Genomic DNA, 18,921 nt, shown 5'->3' on the forward strand with positions numbered 1-18,921 from the left:
CACCTTCTGGTCGTGGTGGGCTGGGGGATCAGGCGAGCGGGAGCACGTCGGCGTCGAAGCAGGTGCGGTCGCCGGTGTGGCAGGCCGCGCCGCTCTGGTCGACCTTGACGAGCAGGGTGTCGCCGTCGCAGTCCAGCGCCACCGAGACGACCCGCTGGACGTGGCCCGAGGTGTCGCCCTTGACCCAGTACTCCCGGCGGCTGCGGCTCCAGTAGGTGCAGCGGCCGGTGGTGAGGGTGCGGTGCAGCGCCTCGTCGTCCATCCACCCCAGCATCAGCACCTCGCCGGTGTCGTACTGCTGCGCGACGGCCGGGAGCAGGCCGTCGTCGGTGCGCTTGAGCCGGGCGGCGATCTCGGGGGCCAGGGCGGTGGAGCCGGGGGCGGCGGGTGTGGTGGACATGGGGCCATTGTGTCAGCCCGGCCCCGGCCGCCGGGCCGCCGTCCGGATCGCGGCCCGGCCCGCGCGGCGGCGCGCCCGGCCCGCCCCCGGCCGCGGCTCAGGCGGGCCGCTCGCAGCCCTGCGGCCAGATCCGGTGGACGAACAGCCCGGCCCGCCGGGCCAGTTCGGCGACGTGGGCGGGCTCGCTGCCGGGCTCGCCGTCCCAGACCGCGATCACCTCGTCGACCATGCCGACCAGGGCGCGGGCGGTGTCGTCGCCGAGGCCGCCGTGCTCGACGGCGGCGAGCCGGTGGACGGCGCCGGCCTCGTTCATCAGCCGCAGCCGGGTGCCCCGGTGCCGGTCCTCGGCGCGGCCCACCGGCGCCGCCCCGGCGGGGACGATCACCTCCAGCTTGCCGCCGTGGTCCAGCACGGACCGGGCGAACCAGCTCTCCGGGCCCTCGCCGGCGCAGGTGACGCCGACCAGGTCGTAGGAGCCGAAGGTGGTGACGAGGTTCCAGAGGTCCCCGCGGACCAGCATCTCGGTGATGCCACCCGACAGGCCGTGGTGACCGGTGATTCCGACGCGCATCCGCAACTCCTGGGATCGTGTCGTGCCGGGGCGAGCCTAACCGACCCCCTCCGCGGCCGGGCTCCGCTCGGCCGCACCGGACCGGTCTGCTCGTACGAGTTGTGCCAACCGCCTGTCACCGGGCCCCGGAGTGGGCCATTCTCGTGGCCATGACCTCCGAGCAGCCCCCCGCAGCCGCCTCCCGTCCGTCGCGGGGCCTGGTCCTCGCCGTCTCGGCGGTGCTGGCCGTCCTGCTCGCGGTGGTGGCCACCGTGCTGCTCTGGCCCGAGAAGAAGCCGGTCGCGCCGGCGCCGCCGCCCGCTCCCAGCACGGCCGCCCCGACGCCCACGCCCACCCCGACCCCCACCCCGACACCGACCAGGACGGTGCCGTACACCTTCCTCCCGGTGGGCTCCTGCTTCGACCACCCGCAGCTGAACAAGACGGTCACCAAGCCGGAGGCCCGCCCCTGCGAGGGCGAGCACGACGGCGAGGCGATCGCCGACCTGCTGCTGCCGGACGGGCTGACCGGCGACAGCCAGATCGGCAAGGCGATGCGGGAGGGCTGCCAGCCGGCGCAGGCCGCCGCCGAGGCCCGCCAGGGCGGCGGCGGCCCCTACTACGGGTACCCGTTCGGTCCGTCCATGACCTACTACCAGCAGGGCTGGCGGGACTTCACCTGCACCCTGACGGCGAGCAACCGCCCGGGCGGCGTCCGGCTCTCCGGACACCTGCGCTGACGGCCCGGCCCGGGGCCGGGCCCCTAGGCTGTCCGCATGTCGAACCACGCCCTCGCCGAGCGCCACCGGCTGGCCGGACTCCTCGCCGCCGCCGGACCGGACGCCCCCACCCTTTGCGCCGGGTGGACCACCCGCGACCTCGCCGCCCACCTGGTCCTGCGCGAGCACCGGCCGGACGCCGCCGCCGGCATCCGGATCGGCCCGCTGGCCGGCTGGACCGAGCGGGTGCGCACCGGCTACGCCGAGCGCCCGTACGAGGAGTTGCTGCGGACGTTCCGCGCCGGCCCGCCACTGCTCTCCCCCTTCGCGCTGCCCGGCGCCGACGAGGCGGCGAACACCGTGGAGTACTTCGTGCACGCCGAGGACGTCGTGCGGGCGGGCGACCCCTGGCAGGCGCGGCCGGTGCCGCCCGGGCGGGGCGAGGCGCTCTGGCGCCGCCTGCCGCTGCTCGCCCGGCTGGAGGGCCGCCGCTCCCCCGCCCGGCTGGAGCTGTGCCACCCGGACGGCCGGAGCCTGACGGCCGGCCCCGCGGGGGCGCCGACGGTGCGGATCACCGGCGAGCCGGGCGAGCTGGTGCTGTTCGTCCACGGCCGGGGCGCCCGCACCGAGCTGTCGGTGGACGGCCCGCCGGACGCGCTCGCCGCGCTGCACCACCTGTTCCCGCTGCCGGCGGCCCGGGGGTAGGGCCCGGGCGGGCGGCCGCGGGGACGTGCCCGCGGCCGCCCCGGCTGCGGATGTCAGTGGCGGGGTGCAGACTCGCAACGGGCCGGGAAGAGGCGCGGCCGCGCCTCCGGAACGCCGCCCGGCCGTCTTTCCGTCGAAGGAGCACCACCTCATGCTCACCACCGACTTTCCCATCGGCTCGCCCTGCTGGATCGACCTCGGCAGTCCGGACCCGGCCGCGGCCGCCGCCTTCTACGGCGCGGTGTTCGGCTGGACGTTCCAGGACCTCGGCCCGGAGACGGGCGGCTACGGCTTCCTGCAGGCCGACGGCAAGACCGTGGGCGCGATCGGGCCGCTCACCGAGGAGGGTGCGAAGTCCGCCTGGACGACGTACTTCAAGACCGCGGACGCGGACGCCACCGCCAGGGCCGTCGAGCAGGCCGGCGGCACCGTCCGGGCCGCGCCGTTCGACGTCATGGACGCCGGGCGGATGGCCCAGCTGACCGACCCGCAGGGCGCGCAGTTCGCGATCTGGCAGGCCGGCACCACCAAGGGCCTGGACGCGGTGTCCGCGGACAACGCGCTGGTCTGGTCCGAGCTGCACACCACCGACACGGAGGCCGGATTCGGCTTCTACGAGAAGGTCTTCGGCTGGCGCAACGAGAAGTTCCCGGCCCCGGGGATGACGTACCTGGTGCTCTCCCCCGCCGAGGGCGACCTGCGGGCCACCAGCTTCGGCGGCGTCGCCCCGGTGAGGGACGAGGGGCAGCCGCCGTCCTGGACGCCGTACTTCGCCACCGACACGGTGGACGAGCTGGTGCGCCGCGCCCAGTCGGCCGGCGGCGCGGTGCTGATGCCCGCCGCGGACGTCCCGGAGGTCGGCCGGATCGCGTGGCTGGCGGACCCGTTCGGCGCGCCGTTCGCCCTGATCAAGGGCGACCCGCGGCAGGACGCCTGAGCGGAGCCGCCCGGGCCGGCCGCGCACCCGGGCGGCCCGGGCGGCGCGTCCTCAGCGGACGGGGTGCCCGGCCGCCCGCAGCGCGTCCTTGACCTCGCCGATCCGCAGGTCGCCGAAGTGGAAGACGCTGGCGGCCAGGACGGCGTCCGCGCCGGCCTCCACCGCCGGGGCGAAGTCGGCGAGCTTGCCGGCGCCGCCGGAGGCGATCACCGGGACGGCCACGGTCTTGCGGACGGCCCGGACCAGCTCCAGGTCGTAGCCGTCCTTGGTGCCGTCCGCGTCCATCGAGTTGAGCAGGATCTCGCCCGCGCCCAGCTCGGCCGCGCGGCCCGCCCACTCGACGGCGTCCAGGCCGGTGCCGCGGCGCCCGCCGTGCGTGGTGACCTCGAAGCCCGAGGCGGTCTCGGTGCCCTCGGGGCAGCGCCGGGCGTCCACCGACAGCACCAGCACCTGCCGGCCGAAGCGCTGGGCGATCTCCCGGACCAGCTCCGGGCGGGCGATGGCCGCGGTGTTGACGCCCACCTTGTCCGCCCCGGCCCGCAGCAGCCTGTCGACGTCGTCGACGGCCCGGATGCCGCCGCCGACGGTGAGCGGGATGAAGACCTGCTCGGCGGTGCGGCGGACCACGTCGTAGGTGGTCTCGCGGTCGCCGGAGGAGGCGGTGATGTCGAGGAAGGTCAGCTCGTCGGCACCCTCGGCGTCGTAGAGCTTGGCCATCTCGACGGGGTCACCGGCGTCGCGCAGGTTCTGGAAGTTGACGCCCTTCACCACCCGGCCGGCGTCGACGTCCAGGCAGGGGATGACACGTACGGCGAGGGTCACGGCTGTTTGCCTTCCAGAGTGCGTGCGAGCCCGGCGCGGTAGGCGTCGAGTTCGACCTCGACCATCATCCGGGAGTCGATCAGGCCGTCGACCACCACCATGGTGGCCGCCGGGCGGGCGGCGTCGAAGAGCGCGCGGTGGGCGCGGCCCACCTCGTCGGCGTCGCGGGAGTGGGTGATGTACATCCGGGTACGGACCACGTCGTCCGTCGTCAGGCCGTACGCGGCCAGGGCCTTGAGGCCCACGCCGAACGCGGCGAGGGTCTGCAGGTACGGGTCGCCCTCGTGCTCGATCTTCCCGTCCACCCAGGCGGTGGAGCCGGCCACGTGCACGTGGTCTCCCGCGGCGACCGCCCGCGAGTAGCCGAACTCGTCCTCCTTGGGGGAGAACCCGGCCACCCGACCGCGTACGACCTGACGTTCCGTCATCCTGAAACCGCCTCCAGGGCCTCTTCGAGGGTGAACTTCTGCTCGTAGAGTGCCTTGCCCACGATGGCTCCCTCGACACCCTCGCCGACGAGAGTGGCGATGGCGCGCAGGTCGTCCAGCGAGGAGACGCCGCCGGAGGCGACCACCGGCTTGTCGGTGGCGGCGCAGACGTCGCGCAGCAGCCGCAGGTTGGGGCCGGTCAGGGTGCCGTCCCGGTTGACGTCGGTGACCACGTAGCGGGCGCAGCCCTCGGCGTCCAGGCGGGCCAGCACGTCGAAGAGCTGGCCGCCGTCGCGGGTCCAGCCGCGGCCGCGCAGGGTGGTGCCGACCACGTCCAGGCCGACGGCGATCTTGTCGCCGTGCTCGGCGATGACCTTGGCGACCCACTCGGGGCTCTCCAGGGCGGCGGTGCCCAGGTTGACCCGGGTGCAGCCGGTGGCGAGGGCCGCGGCCAGCGACTCGTCGTCGCGGATGCCGCCGGACAGCTCGACCTTGATGTCCAGCGCGGCGGTCACCTCGCGGAGCAGGTCGCGGTTGCTGCCGGTGCCGAACGCGGCGTCCAGGTCGACCAGGTGGAGCCACTCGGCACCGGCGTTCTGCCAGGCGAGGGCGGCGGCGAGCGGCTCGCCGAAGGAGGTCTCGGTGCCGGAGGCTCCCTTGACCAGGCGGACGGCCTGGCCGTCCCGGACGTCGACGGCGGGGAGCAGTTCGAGGCGGCTCATGATGGTGGCAACTCTCAGATCGTCAGAGGGTGTTGACCCAGTTGGTCAGGAGGGCGGCGCCGGCGTCGCCGGACTTCTCGGGGTGGAACTGGGTGGCCCAGAGCGGGCCGTTCTCGACGGCCGCGACGAACGGCTGCCCGTGCGTGGCCCAGGTCACCAGCGGGGCGTGCAGCCGCGCGCTGTGGACCTCCAGCTCCCAGCGGCGCACCGCGTAGGAGTGCACGAAGTAGAAGCGGGTGTCGGCGTCCAGGCCGGCGAAGAGCCGGCTGCCCTCGGGGGCGTCGACGGTGTTCCAGCCCATGTGCGGGACGACCGGCGCGTCCAGCGGCTCGACGGTGCCCGGCCACTCGTCGCAGCCGGGCGTCTCCACGCCGTGCTCGACCCCCTTCTCGAAGAGGATCTGCATGCCGACGCAGATGCCCAGCACCGGGCGGCCGCCGGCGAGGCGGCGGCCGATGATCTGCTCGCCGCGGACGGCCTTCAGCCCGCGCATGCAGGCCTCGAAGGCCCCGACGCCGGGGACGAGCAGGCCGTCCGCGTCCATCGCGGCCTGGAAGTCCGACGTGACGGTGACGGTCGCGCCGGTGCGCTCGACGGCGCGCTGGGCCGAGCGGAGGTTGCCCGACCCGTAGTCGAGTACGACGACGTTCTTGCCCATGTTCAGGTGTCCAAGTCTCTCGGCTGTTCCGAAGCGGCTCTGTGCGGCGCCGTCCCGCGGGGCGGCGCCGGGGGCGGGTCTACAGCCGCATGAGGCCGGAGGCCAGGCAGAGCACCGAGCCTATGGCGAGCACGGCGATGACGCCCTTCGGGATCTTCTGCTTCCAGAACGAGATGACGCCGCCGGCCAGGAACAGGCCGACGAAGAGGAGGACGATCGCGGACTTGCTCACAGCGCACCCTTGGTCGAGGGGAGGATGCCGACCGCGCGCGGGTCGCGCTCGGAGGCGTAGCGCAGGGCCCGGGCCAGCGCCTTGAACTGGCACTCCACGATGTGGTGCGCGTTTCGCCCGTACGGCACGTGGACGTGCAGGGCGACCTGCGCCTGGGCCACGAAGGACTCCAGGATGTGCCGGGTCATGGTGGTGTCGTAGCTGCCGATCATCGGCGCCATCGACTCCGGCTCGGTGTGCACCAGGTAGGGGCGGCCGGAGAGGTCCACCGTGACCTGGGCGAGCGACTCGTCCAGCGGCACCGTGCAGTTGCCGAACCGGTAGATGCCGACCTTGTCGCCGAGCGCCTGCTTGAAGGCGGCGCCCAGCGCGAGGGCGGTGTCCTCGATGGTGTGGTGGGTGTCGATGTGCAGGTCGCCGTCGGTCTTCACGGTGAGGTCGAAGAGGCCGTGGCGGCCGAGCTGGTCGAGCATGTGGTCGTAGAACCCGACGCCCGTGGAGATCTCGGTCCGGCCGGTGCCGTCGAGATCGATCTCGACCAGGACCGAGGTCTCCTTGGTGGTGCGTTCAACGCGTCCGATGCGGGACATGCGGGTTACAGCTCCTGACTGGCCGCGCGCGCGGAGCGCGCCGCTGCGGGGGTGGGGGCGGGCGACGGGAGGGCGGAGCGGACGGCGTCCAGGAAGGAGTCGTTCTCGGCCGGGGTGCCGGCGGTGACGCGCAGCCACCCGGGCACGCCGTTGTCCCGGACCAGGACGCCCCGGTCGAGGATCGCCTGCCAGACGGCGTGGGTGTCCGCGAAGCGGCCGAACTGGACGAAGTTGGCGTCCGACTCGGTCACCTCCAGGCCCAGCCCGCGCAGCGCGTCGACCAGCCGGTCCCGCTCGGCCTTGAGCCGGCCCACGTACCCGAGCAGGGTGTCGGTGTGCTCCAGGCAGGCCAGCGCGGTGGCCTGGGTGACGGCCGACAGGTGGTACGGCAGCCGGACCAGCTGCACCGCGTCCACCACAGCCGCGTCGGCGGCCAGGTAGCCCAGCCGCAGGCCCGCCGCGCCGAAGGCCTTGGACATGGTGCGGGTGACCACCAGGTTGGGGCGGCCCTCCAGCAGCGGCAGCAGCGAGGCGCGGTGCGAGAACTCGACGTACGCCTCGTCCACGACCACCAGGCTGGGCCGGGCGGCCTGCGCGGCGTCGTAGAGCCGCAGCACCACGTCGGCGGCGACGGCGGTGCCGGTCGGGTTGTTCGGCGAGCAGACGAAGACGACGTTCGGCCGGTGCTCGGCGATCGCCGCGACGGCGGCGTCCACGTCGATGGTGAAGTCCGCGTTTCGCGGCCCGGAGAGCCAGCCGGTGCCGGTGCCCCGGGAGATCAGCGCGTGCATCGAGTAGGAGGGCTCGAAGCCCAGCGCCGTGCGGCCGGGGCCGCCGAAGGTCTGGAGCAGCTGCTGCAGGATCTCGTTGGAGCCGTTGGCGGCCCAGACCTGCTCGCGGGTGCGCGCGAAACCGGTCGTCGTGGTCAGGTAGGCGGCCAGGCCCTCGCGCAGCTCGACCGCGTCCCGGTCGGGGTAGCGGTTGAGGCCGCGGGCGGCCTCGGCCACCCGCTCGGCGATCCGGGCCACCAGCTCCGCGGGCAGCGGGTACGGGTTCTCGTTGGTGTTCAGCTGGACGGGGACGTCCAACTGCGGTGCGCCGTACGGGGACTGTCCGCGCAGTTCGGCGCGGATGGGGAGGTCGTCGATCTTCACGAGCGGGGAACCGTCCAGTCGCTGTGCCAGTTCTGTTCGTCTCCCACGAAACGTGCCTTGACGGCGTCGCCGTGACCGGGGAGGTCCTCGGCGTCCGCGAGGTTGACGACGTGCGCGGCGATGCCGGCCAGCGCCTCCCGGTCGTACTCGACGACCTGGACGCCGCGCAGGAAGGTCTGCACGGAGAGTCCGGAGGAGTGGCAGGCGCAGCCGCCGGTCGGCAGCACGTGGTTGGAGCCGGCCGCGTAGTCGCCCAGCGAGACCGGGGTGTAGCGGCCGATGAAGATCGCGCCGGCGTTGCGGACCCGGTCGGCGACCGCGTGGGCGTCCCGGGTCTGGATCTCCAGGTGCTCGGCGGCGTAGGCGTTCACCACCGCCAGGCCCTGCGTCAGGTCGTCGACCAGGATGACGCCGGACTGCCGGCCGCCCAGCGCCTCGGCCACCCGCGCGCTGTGCTTCGTCCGGGCGACCTGCGTCTTCAGCTCGGCTTCGACCGCCTCGGCCAGCTCGGGCGAGTCGGTGACCAGCACCGAGCCGGAGGTCGGGCCGTGCTCGGCCTGGCTGATCAGGTCGGCCGCGACCTCCGCCGGGTCGGCGCTGTCGTCGGCGAGGACGGCGATCTCGGTCGGACCGGCCTCGGAGTCGATGCCGATCCGGCCCGCGAAGTACCGCTTGGCCGCCGCCACGTAGATGTTGCCCGGACCGGTGACCATGTTGACCGGCTCGCACTCCTCGGTGCCGAGCGCGAACATGGCGACCGCCTGGGCGCCGCCGACCGCGTACACCTCGGTGACGCCGAGCAGCGCGCAGGCCGCCAGGATCGTCGGGTGCACCCGGCCGCCGAAGGCCTTCTGCGGCGGCGAGGTCACCGCGATGCCGGTCACCCCGGCCTCCTGCGCGGGCACCACGTTCATCACGACGGAGGACGGGTAGACGGCGAGGCCGCCCGGCACGTACAGGCCGACCCGGTCCACCGGCACCCAGCGCTGGGTGACCGTGCCACCCGGCACGACCTGGGTGGTGTGCCCGGTGCGGCGCTGGTCGGCGTGGACGAGGCGGGCGCGGCGGATCGACTCCTCCAGCGCGGCGCGGACCTTCGGGTCCAGCGTCTCCAGGGCCTCGGCGAGCTGCTCGGCGGGCACCCGGGTGGACTCCAGCCGCACGCCGTCGAAACGCTCGGTGATGTCGATCAGCGCCGCGACCCCGCGATGATGCACGTCCTCGGCGATCGGGCGCACCGTCTCCAGGGCGGCCGCGACGTCGAAGTCGGCACGGGGCAGCAGGTCGCGCGGGTCGTCGAGGGATCCGCGCAGGTCGATTCGAGAGATCACGCCACCCAGTGTAAGGAGTGGCCGGAACCGGCGGCCCCGCATTTCAGTCCGTGATACGAAAGGCGAGACGACCGGGGGAGACGGGGGAACGATGGCGGAGCGTGCGCCGGACGGCTGGACGCGGACCGAGCAGGGGCTCTGGGAGGCGTTCCGCCAGGGCGAGGTGTACGACCTGCGGGCCCGCGGCGCCGAACCGGAGAACGGCGCCGGCGGCCGGACCGGCACCCCGCTGGACGACCCCTTCGGCGACGCGCCCTGGGGCCCCGGGCGCACCGTCCGCGCCGAGGTCCTGGCCCACCTGCTGCTGGACGGCCCGCCGGCCGCCCCCGGCCGGGTCGCCTCGCTCAAGCTGACCGGCGCCCGGGTCACCGGCCCGCTGGTGCTGGCCGGCGGCACCATCGGCCACTACGTCGAGGTGCACGACTGCCGCTTCGAGCGGAAGGTCCTGGTGTCCGAGGCCGACGCCGGCACCCTGCGCTTCGTCAGCTGCGCGATCCCCCGGCTGGAGGCCTCCCGCCTGACCACCTCCGGCGACCTGCACCTGGCCCGCTGCCGAATACCGGGCGGCGTCCGGCTCACCGACTCCCGGATCGGCACCGACCTGCTGCTCAACCAGGCCGTCCTCGGCGGCGACCGGTTCGGCCGGGCGCTGTCCGCCGACGGCCTGGCCGTCAGCCAGGACTTCGAGGCGGACCGGCTGGAGTCGCGCGGCGAGGTCAGCCTGCGCTCCGCCCGGATCGGCGGCCGGCTCTCGCTGCGCGGCGCCCAGCTGTACGCCGTCCCGGAGAACCCGAACGCCCTCAACGCCGTCCGGGTCACCGTCGGCCACACCCTGTACCTCAGCGGCTCGGCGGACGGCGGCTGGTCCTCCTCCGGCTCGTACTACGGCTCCGGCTACGGCCAGGTCGTCACGGCCGGCGTGGCCGGCACGCCGTTCCGCGCGCACGGCGCCGTCCGGCTCTCGGACAGCCGCTTCGACAACGCCTGCCTGATCTCCGACGCCGAGTTCCATCTGGGCACGGACGACGAGCTGGCGCTGCGCCGGATCCAGACCCCCGAGCTGCGCTTCACCTGCCGCACCCCGCCCACCGGCAAGGTCTCGCTCTCGCGCGCCCGGGTGGGCAACCTGGTCGACGCCCCGGACTCCTGGCCGCACGGCAGGCACCTCGGCCTCACCGGCTTCACCTACGAGTGCCTGCGCCCGGCCGCGCCCTTCACCGTCCCGCAGCGGATCGCCTGGCTGGAGGGCTCCTCGGTGGAGTTCCAGCCCGAGTCCTACGAGCAGCTGGCCGCCGCCCTGCGCCGCGACGGCGCCGACGACGACGCCCGCGAGGTGCTGTACGCCAAGCAGCGCCGCCGCCGGCAGACCCTGCCGCTGCCGGCCCGGCTCTGGGGCCGGGTCCAGGACGTCACCGTCGGCTACGGCTTCCGCCCCGGCCGGGCCGCGCTCTGGCTGCTGCTCGCCTGGGCGCTCGGCAGCGGCTACTTCGCCGCCCACCGGCTCCAGCCGCTCAAGGCCGACGAGAGCCCGCACTGGAACCCGGTGCTGTACGCGCTCGGCCAGCTGCTGCCGGTCGTCGACCTCGGTCAGCAGGGCTGGAACCCCGGCGGGTTCAGCCAGTGGGTGGCCTCCGGGCTGGTGATCGTCGGCTGGATCCTCGCCACCACGGTCGCCGCGGGCGCGACCCGGATGCTCCAGCGCGGATAACCCGGGCGCGAGGCGGCCGTCCGGGGAACTACGCTGTCGGCCGTGACAGAACGGCTGCCGCTCTTCCCGCTGAACACCGTGCTCTACCCGGGCCTGGTGATGCCCCTGAACATCTTCGAGGAGCGTTATCGCCGTCTGGTCGCCGACCTGCTCGCCCTCCCCGAGGACCAGCCGCGGCGGTTCGGCGTGCTCGCCATCAAGGACGGCCGCGAGGTCGCGCCGGTCCGGCCCGAGGAGGGCCCGGCCGGTCCGCTGGACGGCCTGGGCACCGTCACCGGGGACCCTCTGGAGGCGCTGTACCACGTCGGCTGCGTGGCCGACGTCGCCTCGGCCCAGGAGCAGCCGGACGGCCGGTACGAGCTGCTGGTCACCGGGACCACCCGGTTCCGGCTGCGCTCGGTGGACACCGGCGGCGCGTACCTGAACGGCGAGATCGAGACGCTCGAGGAGTTGCCCGGCGAGGGCGCCGGGGCACTGGCCTCCGGCGTCGAGCGGGCGTTCCGGGCGTACCAGAAGCGGCTGGCCGGCGCCCGCGAGGCCAGCACGGTCGGCCGCCAGGAGCTGCCGGACGACCCGCAGGTGCTCTCCTACCTGGTGGCCGCGGCCTCGGTGTTCGGGACGCCGGTCAAGCAGGAGCTGCTGGCCTGCCCCGACACCGCCCGGCGGCTGACCTCCGAGCTGGAGCTGCTGCGCCGCGAGACGGCGGTGCTCAGCTGGCTGCCGTCGCTGCCCGCGGTCGATCTGACCCGGCAGTCGTTCAGTCCCAACTGATTACGCTCACCCACGCGTTCGAAGAGGTCCCGATGGCCAGGAAGCCGAAGAAGGCCGGCGGGGGAACGCCCGCCACCGTCGCCCTGGAGAACGCCGCGGTGGCGTTCACCGTGCACTCCTACCCGCACGATCCGGCCGCCGCCTCCTACGGCGGCGAGGCCGCCGAGGTGCTCGGCGTGCCGCCCGAGCGGGTCTTCAAGACCCTGGTCGCCGATGTCGACGGGGTGCTCACGGTGGGCGTCGTCCCGGTCGCGGGCCGGCTGGACCTCAAGGCGCTCGCCACCGCCGTCGGCGGCAAGCGGGCCGCGATGGCGGACCCGGCGGCCGCCGAGCGCAGCAGCGGCTACGTCCTCGGCGGGATCTCCCCGCTCGGTCAGCGCCGCCCGCTGCGCACCGTGGTGGACGACAGCGCGCTCGCCCACGCCACGGTGTACGTCTCGGCCGGCCGGCGCGGGCTGGAGGTCGAGCTGGCCCCGGCCGACCTGGTCGGCGTCACCGGCGCGCTGACCGCCCCGATCGGCCGCTGACCGCCGGGGCGCACCGGGCGGGTCCGGCGAAGGCCGCCCCCGCCCGGTGTGCCGTCACGGCGTGCGGCCCTGCGGCGGCTGGTCCTGCGACGGCTGGTCCTGCGACGGCTGGTCCTGCGGCGTGCGGTCGCCCGGGTGCTCCCCCGCCGGGCCCGGGTGGAACGGCCCGCCGGGCAGCGGACCGGCCGCGCCGGGCGGCCCGGCCACCGGCCGCTGCGGGTCGTACGGGCCCGCCCAGTACGGCGGCGGGTCCTCCTCGCGCTTGCCGAAGGCGGCCGAGAGCGCCAGCAGCACCACCATCGCGGCCATCGGCCAGGCCAGCAGCGCGCCGTAGGCCCCGAGGTCGATGTCCGCGTCGAAGTGGCCGCCGTTGCCGACCCGCCGCGCCTCGGCGACGAGGTCGCTCGCCGGGCCGAGCCGCCGGCCCAGGCCCCAGGCGCCCACCGAGGCCAGCAGGCCGCCGACCGCGAGGCCGGTCGCCACCGCGATCCCGCCGCCGCGCCGCCGGGTGAACAGGAAGGCGCCGAGCGCGGTCACGATGCCCATGCCCAGCCCGATCAGCACGAAGACGCTGTCCGCCCCGGCCCGCTGCTCGCCCTCCGGGTCGCCGTAGAGGATCTTGTTGCCGTCGACCACCAGCGGCACCTTCGGCGCCAGCCAGGCCCAGAGCACCGCCATCAGCAGACCCAGCGCCAGACAGGCCAGCACCGTGACCGCACCGACCTTCAGCTCGGGCAGCAGCCGCTCCAGCGGCGCCCGCCGGTCCGCGGCCCGCACGACGGCCTGGTCCACGGGCGGCGGCGCGTACGGGTCCCGGCCGGCGGCCGGACCAGGGGCGGTGGCGTCCGCGTCGGTGCCCGCGGCGGCACGCAGGGGGTCCGGAGGTGTGTTCGGTACGGTCACGGGCCCCATCGTTTCACGACCGCCGCCCGAACGGACCCGCCACCCGTACCGGCCCGCGCCCGGAGCCCGCCCGGCCTGGCGCGGCGGGACCGTCGCACGGGCCCGGGGCTTGCCCGGCACCTCCCGCCGCCCGCCGGTGCGACGCGAATTGATCGGAGAAGCCCTAGCGGGTGGTGGCCCGCCGGTACGCCCAGGTGGCCACCGCGAGCGACGCCACGCCGACCCCGGCGCAGACCGCCAGGTCGCCCGCCACCGCCGCCCAGTCCGGGTCGGCCGCGAAGGTCCGCGCGAACGCCTCCACGCCGTACGTGGAGGGCAGCAGCTCGCGCAGCCAGAGCACCGGCTGCGGCAGGTTGTCCACCGGGAGCACGCCCAGCAGCAGCGCCGCCGACATGCCGAGCTGCCCCAGCATGGTGGCGATCTCCTGCTTGGGCGCCAGCAGCCCGCAGGCCGCGCCCAGCCCGGAGAGCGCCGCCCCAGCCAGCGGCACCACCGCGAGCAGCGCCCAGAGCTGCCCCATCGGCAGCCCGAACATCCAGGCCCCGGCGACGGCCGTCACCAGGGTGCCCGGCAGCGTGAAGGAGGCGTACGCGGCGGCCGCGCCGAGGACCACCGAGGCCGCCGGAACGGGCAGCGTCGCGTAGTGGTCGAGGCCGCCGGTGGCCCGCAGCCGGCCGAAGTACTGGGCCAGCAGGTTGAGCGCGACGAAAGCCACCACCAGCACGCTGGAGCCGGCCACCACCGACCGCGCGGCCGAGGTCTGCCCCGGGTCGACGACGCCCCGCATCATCACCAGGATGCCGAGCGACTGGAAGGTCGCCACGAACAGCAGCGGAATGCGGGCCACCTTGGCCCGGGCCAGCTGCGCCCGGTAGACGGCGGCCAGCGCGGGCAGCAGCCGGGCGGCGGGGGCCAGCGGGGCGGGCCCGCCGGCCAGGGCCCCGGCGGTCTGCGGCGGCACCGAGAGCAGCGTCACTTGGCCAGTCCTCCATGGCGGCCGCCCAGCTTGAGGTAGGCGTCCTCAAGGCTCGGGGTGGCCAGGGTGAAGTCGTCCAGCGCGGCGAAGGCCGGGCCGGTGGTGACGGCGGCGACCAGTTCGCGGGCCCGCTCGGGGCTGGTGCGCACGGTCCAGCGCCGGCCGGTGCGCTCGGCCCGCTCGGCGAGCGCGGCGACGGCGGGCACCGCCATCGGTGCCTCGTCCCGCCAGACCAGGTCCAGCCGGACGTCACCGTCCACCAGTGCCTTGAGTCCGCCGGGGGTGTCGCAGGCGATCACCCGGCCCTCGTCCACGACCGCGACGCGGTCCAGCACGGTCTCGGCCTCGATGACGTTGTGGGTGACCAGCAGCACGGTGGTCCGCCGTTCGGCGCGCCGGCGGTCGACGGCGCTCCAGACCGCGCGGCGGGCGACCGGGTCCATGCCGGTGGTCGGCTCGTCCAGCACCAGCAGCGGCCGCTCCCCCACCAGCGCGGCGGCGAAGCAGGCGAGGCGGCGCTGGCCGCCCGAGAGCTTGGCGAGCGGCCGGTGGGCGAGCGGTTCCAGGGCGAGTTCGGTCAGCACGTCAGCGGCCTCGGCCCGGGCCCGGGCCCGGCTGAGGCCGCGCAGCCGGCCGGTGGTCTCGGCGGCGAGCGCGACGGTCAGCTCGTCCAGCGCGCTGGACTCCTGGCCGAGGTAGCCCAGCAGGCGGGCGGCCCGCTCGGGGTGGCGGACGACGTCGTGGCCGAGCAGCTCGATGGAGCCCGAGTCGGGCCGCAGCAGGCCGGTGAGCTGGCGGACCAGCGTGGACTTGCCGGCTCCGTTCGGCCCCAGCAGCCCGAAGATCTCGCCCTGCCGGACGGTCAGGCTGATGCCGTCGTTGGCCCGGATCCCACCGGCGGCCCCGGTGCCGCGTCCGGCGCGGTAGGTCTTGACCAGGTCGCGTACGGCACAGCACGGCGAGGCCTCCCCGGGTGCCCGCCCGGCCGTCTCGCTCATCCGCCCGCCTCGCTCCACCGAGCGGTCGCACCACGGATCGCGTCCCTGTCGACGCTCCGCTCCTTGCCCTCGCTCACGAGCGAAGACTCTACGCGGTGGACGCGGTCGGCCGGACAAGGGGGCCCGGCCGCCCGGGGCGGTTGGGCGGGTCAGTCGTCGACGACGAGGTCCCCGCCCGGCACCCGGCCGGCGAGCTCCTTCCAGAATCCCGCCCGGATGGCGTACCGGTCGTGCTCGTCGATCTGGTCGTCCTTGTGCGCGAGCAGCCCGAACCGGGCCGCGTAGCGGAGCAGCTCGCCGTCGACCCGGTGCGGGATGCGCGGGTAGTCGGGCCAGAGCACGGTGAGGCGTTCGACGTCGCCGAGCCGCTCCGTCCAGCGGCGGGCGAACACCTGGCCGACCTCGTGGGCGTCCCCGCCGATGGTGGTGATGTCCTCCTCGCGGTCGGCCCAGCGCTGCTCGGCGGTGGTCAGCTGGGCCAGCGTGGGCAGGCCGTCCCCGGCGGTGACGGCCTGTTCGGCGGCGGGCCGCTCGACCCAGCCCCGGTCCGACGACCAGCGCAGCACCGGGCCGGTGGGGTGCGCCGCCGTCGCCGGCAGCTGGGGGGTGCGCCCGGCGAGGTCCTTGGGCGTCGGCACGACCTTCAGCGCGGTGGCCGTCCCGGTGGCGCGCCCGTTCGCCACCGGCACCTGCTCGGCCGCGGGGACGGCGGCGGGCCGGGCGGCGGACGCGACGGCGGCGGGCGGGGCGGCCAGGATCTTGGCGATCTCGTGGCGCGGCCCGGGGGCGGGGAAGGCGGTGGCGGTGTCGCGCAGGGTGAACGAGCCCTCGATCCACTCCCGGTCGAGCACCCGCCGCTCGTCCGCCTCGCCGACCAGGTCCTCGGACTGGTTGAAGTCGCCGTCGGCGGCCTGCAGCGCCCAGAGGTGCACGACCACGCCGTGCTCCTTGGCGGACATCATGCCGGGCAGCAGGTCCCCGTCGCCGGTGATCAGGACGACGTCCGCGCAGGCCCGGTTGCGGGCGAGCTCGGAGAGCTCGGCGTGCATCGCGGCGTCCACGCCCTTCTGCACCCAGCGGCCCTCCGCCCTGGTCAGGGCGCCCAGCCGGACGGTGACCCGCGGCAGGACCCGGAGCCGGCGGTGCTCGGGCATCGGGCGGCGGTCGGGGGCGGCGTCGAACCAGTAGATCCGCAGCAGCGGCAGCCCGGTCTCGGCCTCGGCGCGCTCGCGCAGCGCGGTGATGAGCGCGGTGTGGTCGACACTGACCCGGGAACGGCTCGGGTCGCCGGCGAGCAGGCTGGCGGCGGCGCCCAGCAGGTAACCGGCGTCCACCAGGACGACACAGCGGTCCATCGCGCACCTCTTTTCGCTCGCCCTCGGGGATCCGGCGGCGCCGGTGTGCGGCGCTGCCGGGTGGGCGCGGTCGGCCCGGCGCTCGGGCCCGTGGGGTGAGGGTGCCCGTGGCCGCCCGATCGTTGGGTCACCTTTACCCCTGGTTCGCCCGCCGAATCTCGGCGGATGTCGCGGTCCGGCAACATCCGGCGGCGGTGCGGCCGGGGCGCGGGCGAGGTGCGCGCGAGGTGAGGCCGGGGCGCGGGCGAGGGCCGGGAACGCGCGGCGGGCCCCGTCCGAGGACGGGGCCCGCCGCGTGCGACCGCGTGCTCAGCCCTTGAGCTCGGCGGCGACGAGTTCGGCCAGCTGGACGGCGTTGAGCGCGGCGCCCTTGCGCAGGTTGTCGTTGGAGACGAACAGCGACAACCCGTTCTCCACCGTCTCGTCGACGCGGACGCGGCCGACGAAGCTCGGGTCCTTGCCCGCGGCCTGGAGCGGGGTGGGGATCTCGCTCAGCTCGACGCCGGGGGCGGCGGCGAGCAGCTCGACGGCGCGCTCGGGGCTGATCGGGCGCTCGAAGCGGGCGTTGATCTGCAGCGAGTGGCCGGAGAAGACCGGGACGCGCACGCAGGTACCGGCCACCTTCAGCCCGGGGATGCCGAGGATCTTGCGGCTCTCGTGGCGGAGCTTCTGCTCCTCGTCGGTCTCGTTGGAGCCGTCCTCGACGATGGAGCCGGCCAGCGGCAGCACGTTGAAGGCGATCGGGCGCTTGTAGACCTTGGGCTCGGGGAACTCGACCGCGGAGCCGTCGTGGGCGAGCGCCGAGGCGCCGTCGACGACCTTGGCGGCCTGGTCCTGGAGCTCGGCCACCCCGGCCACGCCGCTGCCCGAGACGGCCTGGTAGGTGGAGACGACCAGCCCGGCGAGGCCGGCCTCGTCGTGCAGCGGGCGCAGCACCGGCATGGCCGCCATGGTGGTGCAGTTCGGGTTGGCGATGATGCCCTTGGGGCGGTTCGCGATGGCCTCGGGGTTGACCTCGGAGACGACCAGCGGGACGTCGGGGTCACGGCGCCAGGCCGAGGAGTTGTCGATCACGACGGCGCCGGCCGCGGCCGCCTTGGGGGCGAGTTCCCTGGAGGTGGAGCCGCCCGCCGAGAAGATCACGATGTCCAGGCCGGTGTAGTCGGCCGTGGCCGCGTCCTCGACGGTGATGTCGGTGCCCTGCCAGGGCAGCGTGCGCCCGGCCGAACGGGCCGAGGCGAACAGCCGCAGCTGCTCCACCGGACCCACGCCTCCGGGAAGTCCTGCGCGCTCCGCCAGGATCTCGCGGACCACGCCGCCGACCTGGCCGGTGGCCCCGACAATGCCGATCTTCATTCCGAGTACTCCTCTTGATGGTGCTGGTCACAGCCGCCCTCCGCCCATCATGCCTTGTGACCCGGGCGGGGCGACCTGGTATTCCACGGTGTGAGAGCCCGGCCCCGGTCCGGCAGGTCCCGCTGGGCGCCGATCCGGCCGGATCGGCCCGGGCCGGACTAGTGGTCCAGACCGGTGGCGAGTGCGAGCGCCACCGCCACCTCGTCCGCCCCCGCCGGCAGCAGCGGCAGCCGGACGTCCGGGGTGGGGATCCGGCCCTGCGCGTGCAGCACGCCCTTGACCACCGCGGGGTTGGGCGCGGCGAAGGCGGCCGTCGCCAACGCGGTCAGCCGGTGCCCCAGGGCCCGCGCCCGCGGTACGTCCCCGCGCTCCCAGGCGTCGGTCAGCTCGACGAACCGGGCGGTGGCCAGGTGGGCCGAGGCCGGGATGCCGCCGGCGCCGCCGAGCGCCAGCACCGGCGCGAGGAAGGCGTCCTCGCCGGACAGCACCGCGAACCCGTCCGGGGCCTGCGCGAGCAGCTCGACGGCCGCCTGGTCCAGCCCGCCGGTCGCGTACTTGACGCCGACCACGCCGTCGATCGCGGCGAGTTCGAGCAGCGCGCCGGCCGACAGCTGCTGCCCGGTCCGGTACGGGATGTGGTAGACGACCAGCGGCACCGCGCTCGCCGCGGCCAGCGCCCGGAAGTGCGCGACCGTCCCGGCCTCGCCCGGGCGGACGAAGGCCGGGACGGTGACCAGCGCGGCCGCCGCCCCCGGCACCCGCGCGCCCAGCCCGGCCAGCTCCTCGGCGGCGGCCCGGGTGTCGGCCCCGCCCGCGCCGACCACCAGCTGGGCGCCGCGATCGGCGCAGACCGCCGCGCAGACGTCGACCACCGCGCGCCGCTCGGCCGCGTCCAGCGTGGCCGGTTCGCCGGTGGTGCCGAGCGCGACCAGCCCGGCCGCGCCGTCGTCCAGCAGCGAACCGGCCAGCTTCTCCAGTGCGTCCAGCGCCACCGAGCCGTCCTCGGCGAACGGGGTGACCAGCGGGACGTAGATGCCCTTGAGAACCGTGTGTTCCATGGCCACGATCCTGCGGCCCGG

At 75.1% G+C, this 18,921-nt stretch carries 22 protein-coding genes; 6 read left to right on the plus strand and 16 right to left on the minus strand.

Going from position 1 to position 18,921, the window contains the following annotated elements:
• Window positions 1-28: 28 nt before the first annotated feature.
• Complete coding sequence (hisI, locus tag ABZ497_RS00865; RefSeq protein ID WP_329487216.1) at window positions 29-400, minus strand: phosphoribosyl-AMP cyclohydrolase; 372 nt, start codon at window positions 398-400, stop codon at window positions 29-31.
• 97 nt (window positions 401-497) lie between these two features.
• Window positions 498-971, minus strand: coding sequence for a hypothetical protein (locus ABZ497_RS00870; RefSeq protein WP_329487217.1), 474 nt, complete (start codon window positions 969-971; stop codon window positions 498-500).
• A gap of 149 nt (window positions 972-1,120) precedes the next feature.
• Between ABZ497_RS00870 and ABZ497_RS00875 the strand changes: the two genes are divergently transcribed.
• The 3 genes from ABZ497_RS00875 to ABZ497_RS00885 all read left to right on the plus strand — a co-directional run bounded on the left by ABZ497_RS00875 (window position 1,121) and on the right by ABZ497_RS00885 (window position 3,311).
• Window positions 1,121-1,690 carry a hypothetical protein gene (locus tag ABZ497_RS00875; RefSeq protein ID WP_359802475.1) on the plus strand — a complete coding sequence of 190 codons (570 nt, stop codon included), beginning with the start codon at window positions 1,121-1,123 and terminating at the stop codon, window positions 1,688-1,690.
• A gap of 36 nt (window positions 1,691-1,726) precedes the next feature.
• Window positions 1,727-2,374 (plus strand): TIGR03085 family metal-binding protein, encoded by a 648-nt coding sequence (locus ABZ497_RS00880; RefSeq protein ID WP_359802478.1) that lies wholly within the window; start codon window positions 1,727-1,729, stop codon window positions 2,372-2,374.
• Between the two features lie 151 nt (window positions 2,375-2,525).
• The gene (locus ABZ497_RS00885) at window positions 2,526-3,311 is read left to right on the plus strand and encodes a VOC family protein (RefSeq protein ID WP_359802480.1); all 786 of its coding nucleotides are present in this window, start codon (window positions 2,526-2,528) and stop codon (window positions 3,309-3,311) included.
• A 51-nt stretch (window positions 3,312-3,362) separates the two neighbouring features.
• On the opposite strand, the gene hisF is transcribed toward ABZ497_RS00885, so the two are convergent.
• The 8 genes from hisF to hisD all read right to left on the minus strand — a co-directional run bounded on the left by hisF (window position 3,363) and on the right by hisD (window position 9,248).
• Window positions 3,363-4,133, minus strand: a complete 771-nt coding sequence (hisF, locus tag ABZ497_RS00890) for an imidazole glycerol phosphate synthase subunit HisF (RefSeq protein WP_329487221.1) — start codon at window positions 4,131-4,133, stop codon at window positions 3,363-3,365.
• Entirely contained in the window at window positions 4,130-4,561 is a 432-nt protein-coding gene (locus tag ABZ497_RS00895) for a Rid family hydrolase (protein ID WP_329487222.1), read from the minus strand. Before ABZ497_RS00895 ends, hisF begins: the two co-directional genes overlap by 4 nt.
• Window positions 4,558-5,283 (minus strand): bifunctional 1-(5-phosphoribosyl)-5-((5-phosphoribosylamino)methylideneamino)imidazole-4-carboxamide isomerase/phosphoribosylanthranilate isomerase PriA, encoded by a 726-nt coding sequence (gene priA / locus ABZ497_RS00900; protein ID WP_329487223.1) that lies wholly within the window; start codon window positions 5,281-5,283, stop codon window positions 4,558-4,560. Before priA ends, ABZ497_RS00895 begins: the two co-directional genes overlap by 4 nt.
• 22 nt (window positions 5,284-5,305) lie before the next feature.
• Entirely contained in the window at window positions 5,306-5,941 is a 636-nt protein-coding gene (gene hisH, locus ABZ497_RS00905) for an imidazole glycerol phosphate synthase subunit HisH (protein WP_329487224.1), read from the minus strand.
• A 79-nt stretch (window positions 5,942-6,020) separates the two neighbouring features.
• On the minus strand, window positions 6,021-6,173 hold the full coding sequence (locus ABZ497_RS00910; protein WP_329487225.1) for a hypothetical protein: 153 nt from the start codon (window positions 6,171-6,173) through the stop codon (window positions 6,021-6,023).
• A complete protein-coding gene (hisB, locus tag ABZ497_RS00915; protein ID WP_329487226.1) occupies window positions 6,170-6,763 on the minus strand; it encodes an imidazoleglycerol-phosphate dehydratase HisB in 594 nt (197 codons plus the stop codon). Before hisB ends, ABZ497_RS00910 begins: the two co-directional genes overlap by 4 nt.
• Before the next feature lie 5 nt (window positions 6,764-6,768).
• Window positions 6,769-7,917 carry a histidinol-phosphate transaminase gene (locus tag ABZ497_RS00920; protein ID WP_359802484.1) on the minus strand — a complete coding sequence of 383 codons (1,149 nt, stop codon included), beginning with the start codon at window positions 7,915-7,917 and terminating at the stop codon, window positions 6,769-6,771.
• Window positions 7,914-9,248, minus strand: coding sequence for a histidinol dehydrogenase (hisD, locus tag ABZ497_RS00925; protein ID WP_352287180.1), 1,335 nt, complete (start codon window positions 9,246-9,248; stop codon window positions 7,914-7,916). Before hisD ends, ABZ497_RS00920 begins: the two co-directional genes overlap by 4 nt.
• Before the next feature lie 91 nt (window positions 9,249-9,339).
• Here hisD and ABZ497_RS00930 point away from each other — a divergent pair, with 91 nt between their 5' ends.
• The 3 genes from ABZ497_RS00930 to ybaK are packed head-to-tail and all read left to right on the plus strand — an operon-like array spanning window position 9,340 to window position 12,254.
• Window positions 9,340-10,956, plus strand: a complete 1,617-nt coding sequence (locus ABZ497_RS00930) for an oxidoreductase (RefSeq protein WP_359802487.1) — start codon at window positions 9,340-9,342, stop codon at window positions 10,954-10,956.
• Window positions 10,957-10,998: 42 nt separating this feature from the next.
• Entirely contained in the window at window positions 10,999-11,727 is a 729-nt protein-coding gene (locus tag ABZ497_RS00935; RefSeq protein WP_329487230.1) for an LON peptidase substrate-binding domain-containing protein, read from the plus strand.
• A gap of 32 nt (window positions 11,728-11,759) precedes the next feature.
• Window positions 11,760-12,254 carry a Cys-tRNA(Pro) deacylase gene (gene ybaK, locus ABZ497_RS00940; protein ID WP_329487231.1) on the plus strand — a complete coding sequence of 165 codons (495 nt, stop codon included), beginning with the start codon at window positions 11,760-11,762 and terminating at the stop codon, window positions 12,252-12,254.
• A gap of 54 nt (window positions 12,255-12,308) precedes the next feature.
• Here the strand turns inward: ybaK and ABZ497_RS00945 are convergent, their stop codons facing one another.
• The 6 genes from ABZ497_RS00945 to ABZ497_RS00970 form a co-directional block, all read right to left on the minus strand.
• Window positions 12,309-13,157, minus strand: a complete 849-nt coding sequence (locus ABZ497_RS00945) for a hypothetical protein (protein ID WP_359802491.1) — start codon at window positions 13,155-13,157, stop codon at window positions 12,309-12,311.
• Between the two features lie 163 nt (window positions 13,158-13,320).
• Entirely contained in the window at window positions 13,321-14,133 is an 813-nt protein-coding gene (locus ABZ497_RS00950) for an ABC transporter permease (protein WP_359802494.1), read from the minus strand.
• Entirely contained in the window at window positions 14,130-15,131 is a 1,002-nt protein-coding gene (locus tag ABZ497_RS00955) for an ABC transporter ATP-binding protein (RefSeq protein WP_359802497.1), read from the minus strand. The genes ABZ497_RS00950 and ABZ497_RS00955 overlap by 4 nt, the downstream gene beginning before the upstream one ends.
• 149 nt (window positions 15,132-15,280) lie before the next feature.
• A complete protein-coding gene (locus ABZ497_RS00960; RefSeq protein ID WP_329487235.1) occupies window positions 15,281-16,486 on the minus strand; it encodes an NYN domain-containing protein in 1,206 nt (401 codons plus the stop codon).
• 309 nt (window positions 16,487-16,795) lie between these two features.
• A complete protein-coding gene (locus tag ABZ497_RS00965; RefSeq protein ID WP_359802500.1) occupies window positions 16,796-17,842 on the minus strand; it encodes an aspartate-semialdehyde dehydrogenase in 1,047 nt (348 codons plus the stop codon).
• 158 nt (window positions 17,843-18,000) lie between these two features.
• The gene (locus ABZ497_RS00970; protein ID WP_359802503.1) at window positions 18,001-18,900 is read right to left on the minus strand and encodes a dihydrodipicolinate synthase family protein; all 900 of its coding nucleotides are present in this window, start codon (window positions 18,898-18,900) and stop codon (window positions 18,001-18,003) included.
• Window positions 18,901-18,921 lie beyond the last annotated feature (21 nt).

Origin of the sequence: Kitasatospora sp. NPDC005751, from assembly GCF_040630835.1 — a bacterium.
Taxonomy (GTDB): Bacteria; Actinomycetota; Actinomycetes; order Streptomycetales; family Streptomycetaceae; genus Kitasatospora.

Bases quoted from the DNA above. Each gene is read 5' to 3' on its own strand.
- ABZ497_RS00895 (WP_329487222.1), bottom strand. From the start codon at position 4,561: ATGACGGAACGTCAGGTCGTACGCGGTCGGGTGGCCGGGTTCTCCCCC.
- ABZ497_RS00880 (WP_359802478.1), top strand. From the start codon at position 1,727: ATGTCGAACCACGCCCTCGCCGAGCGCCACCGGCTGGCCGGACTCCTC.
- priA (WP_329487223.1), bottom strand. From the start codon at position 5,283: ATGAGCCGCCTCGAACTGCTCCCCGCCGTCGACGTCCGGGACGGCCAG.
- hisH (WP_329487224.1), bottom strand. From the start codon at position 5,941: ATGGGCAAGAACGTCGTCGTACTCGACTACGGGTCGGGCAACCTCCGC.
- hisI (WP_329487216.1), bottom strand. From the start codon at position 400: ATGTCCACCACACCCGCCGCCCCCGGCTCCACCGCCCTGGCCCCCGAG.
- ABZ497_RS00870 (WP_329487217.1), bottom strand. From the start codon at position 971: ATGCGCGTCGGAATCACCGGTCACCACGGCCTGTCGGGTGGCATCACC.
- ybaK (WP_329487231.1), top strand. From the start codon at position 11,760: ATGGCCAGGAAGCCGAAGAAGGCCGGCGGGGGAACGCCCGCCACCGTC.
- ABZ497_RS00960 (WP_329487235.1), bottom strand. From the start codon at position 16,486: ATGGACCGCTGTGTCGTCCTGGTGGACGCCGGTTACCTGCTGGGCGCC.
- ABZ497_RS00875 (WP_359802475.1), top strand. From the start codon at position 1,121: ATGACCTCCGAGCAGCCCCCCGCAGCCGCCTCCCGTCCGTCGCGGGGC.
- ABZ497_RS00930 (WP_359802487.1), top strand. From the start codon at position 9,340: ATGGCGGAGCGTGCGCCGGACGGCTGGACGCGGACCGAGCAGGGGCTC.
- ABZ497_RS00955 (WP_359802497.1), bottom strand. From the start codon at position 15,131: ATGAGCGAGACGGCCGGGCGGGCACCCGGGGAGGCCTCGCCGTGCTGT.
- ABZ497_RS00965 (WP_359802500.1), bottom strand. From the start codon at position 17,842: ATGAAGATCGGCATTGTCGGGGCCACCGGCCAGGTCGGCGGCGTGGTC.
- ABZ497_RS00885 (WP_359802480.1), top strand. From the start codon at position 2,526: ATGCTCACCACCGACTTTCCCATCGGCTCGCCCTGCTGGATCGACCTC.
- ABZ497_RS00970 (WP_359802503.1), bottom strand. From the start codon at position 18,900: ATGGAACACACGGTTCTCAAGGGCATCTACGTCCCGCTGGTCACCCCG.
- hisB (WP_329487226.1), bottom strand. From the start codon at position 6,763: ATGTCCCGCATCGGACGCGTTGAACGCACCACCAAGGAGACCTCGGTC.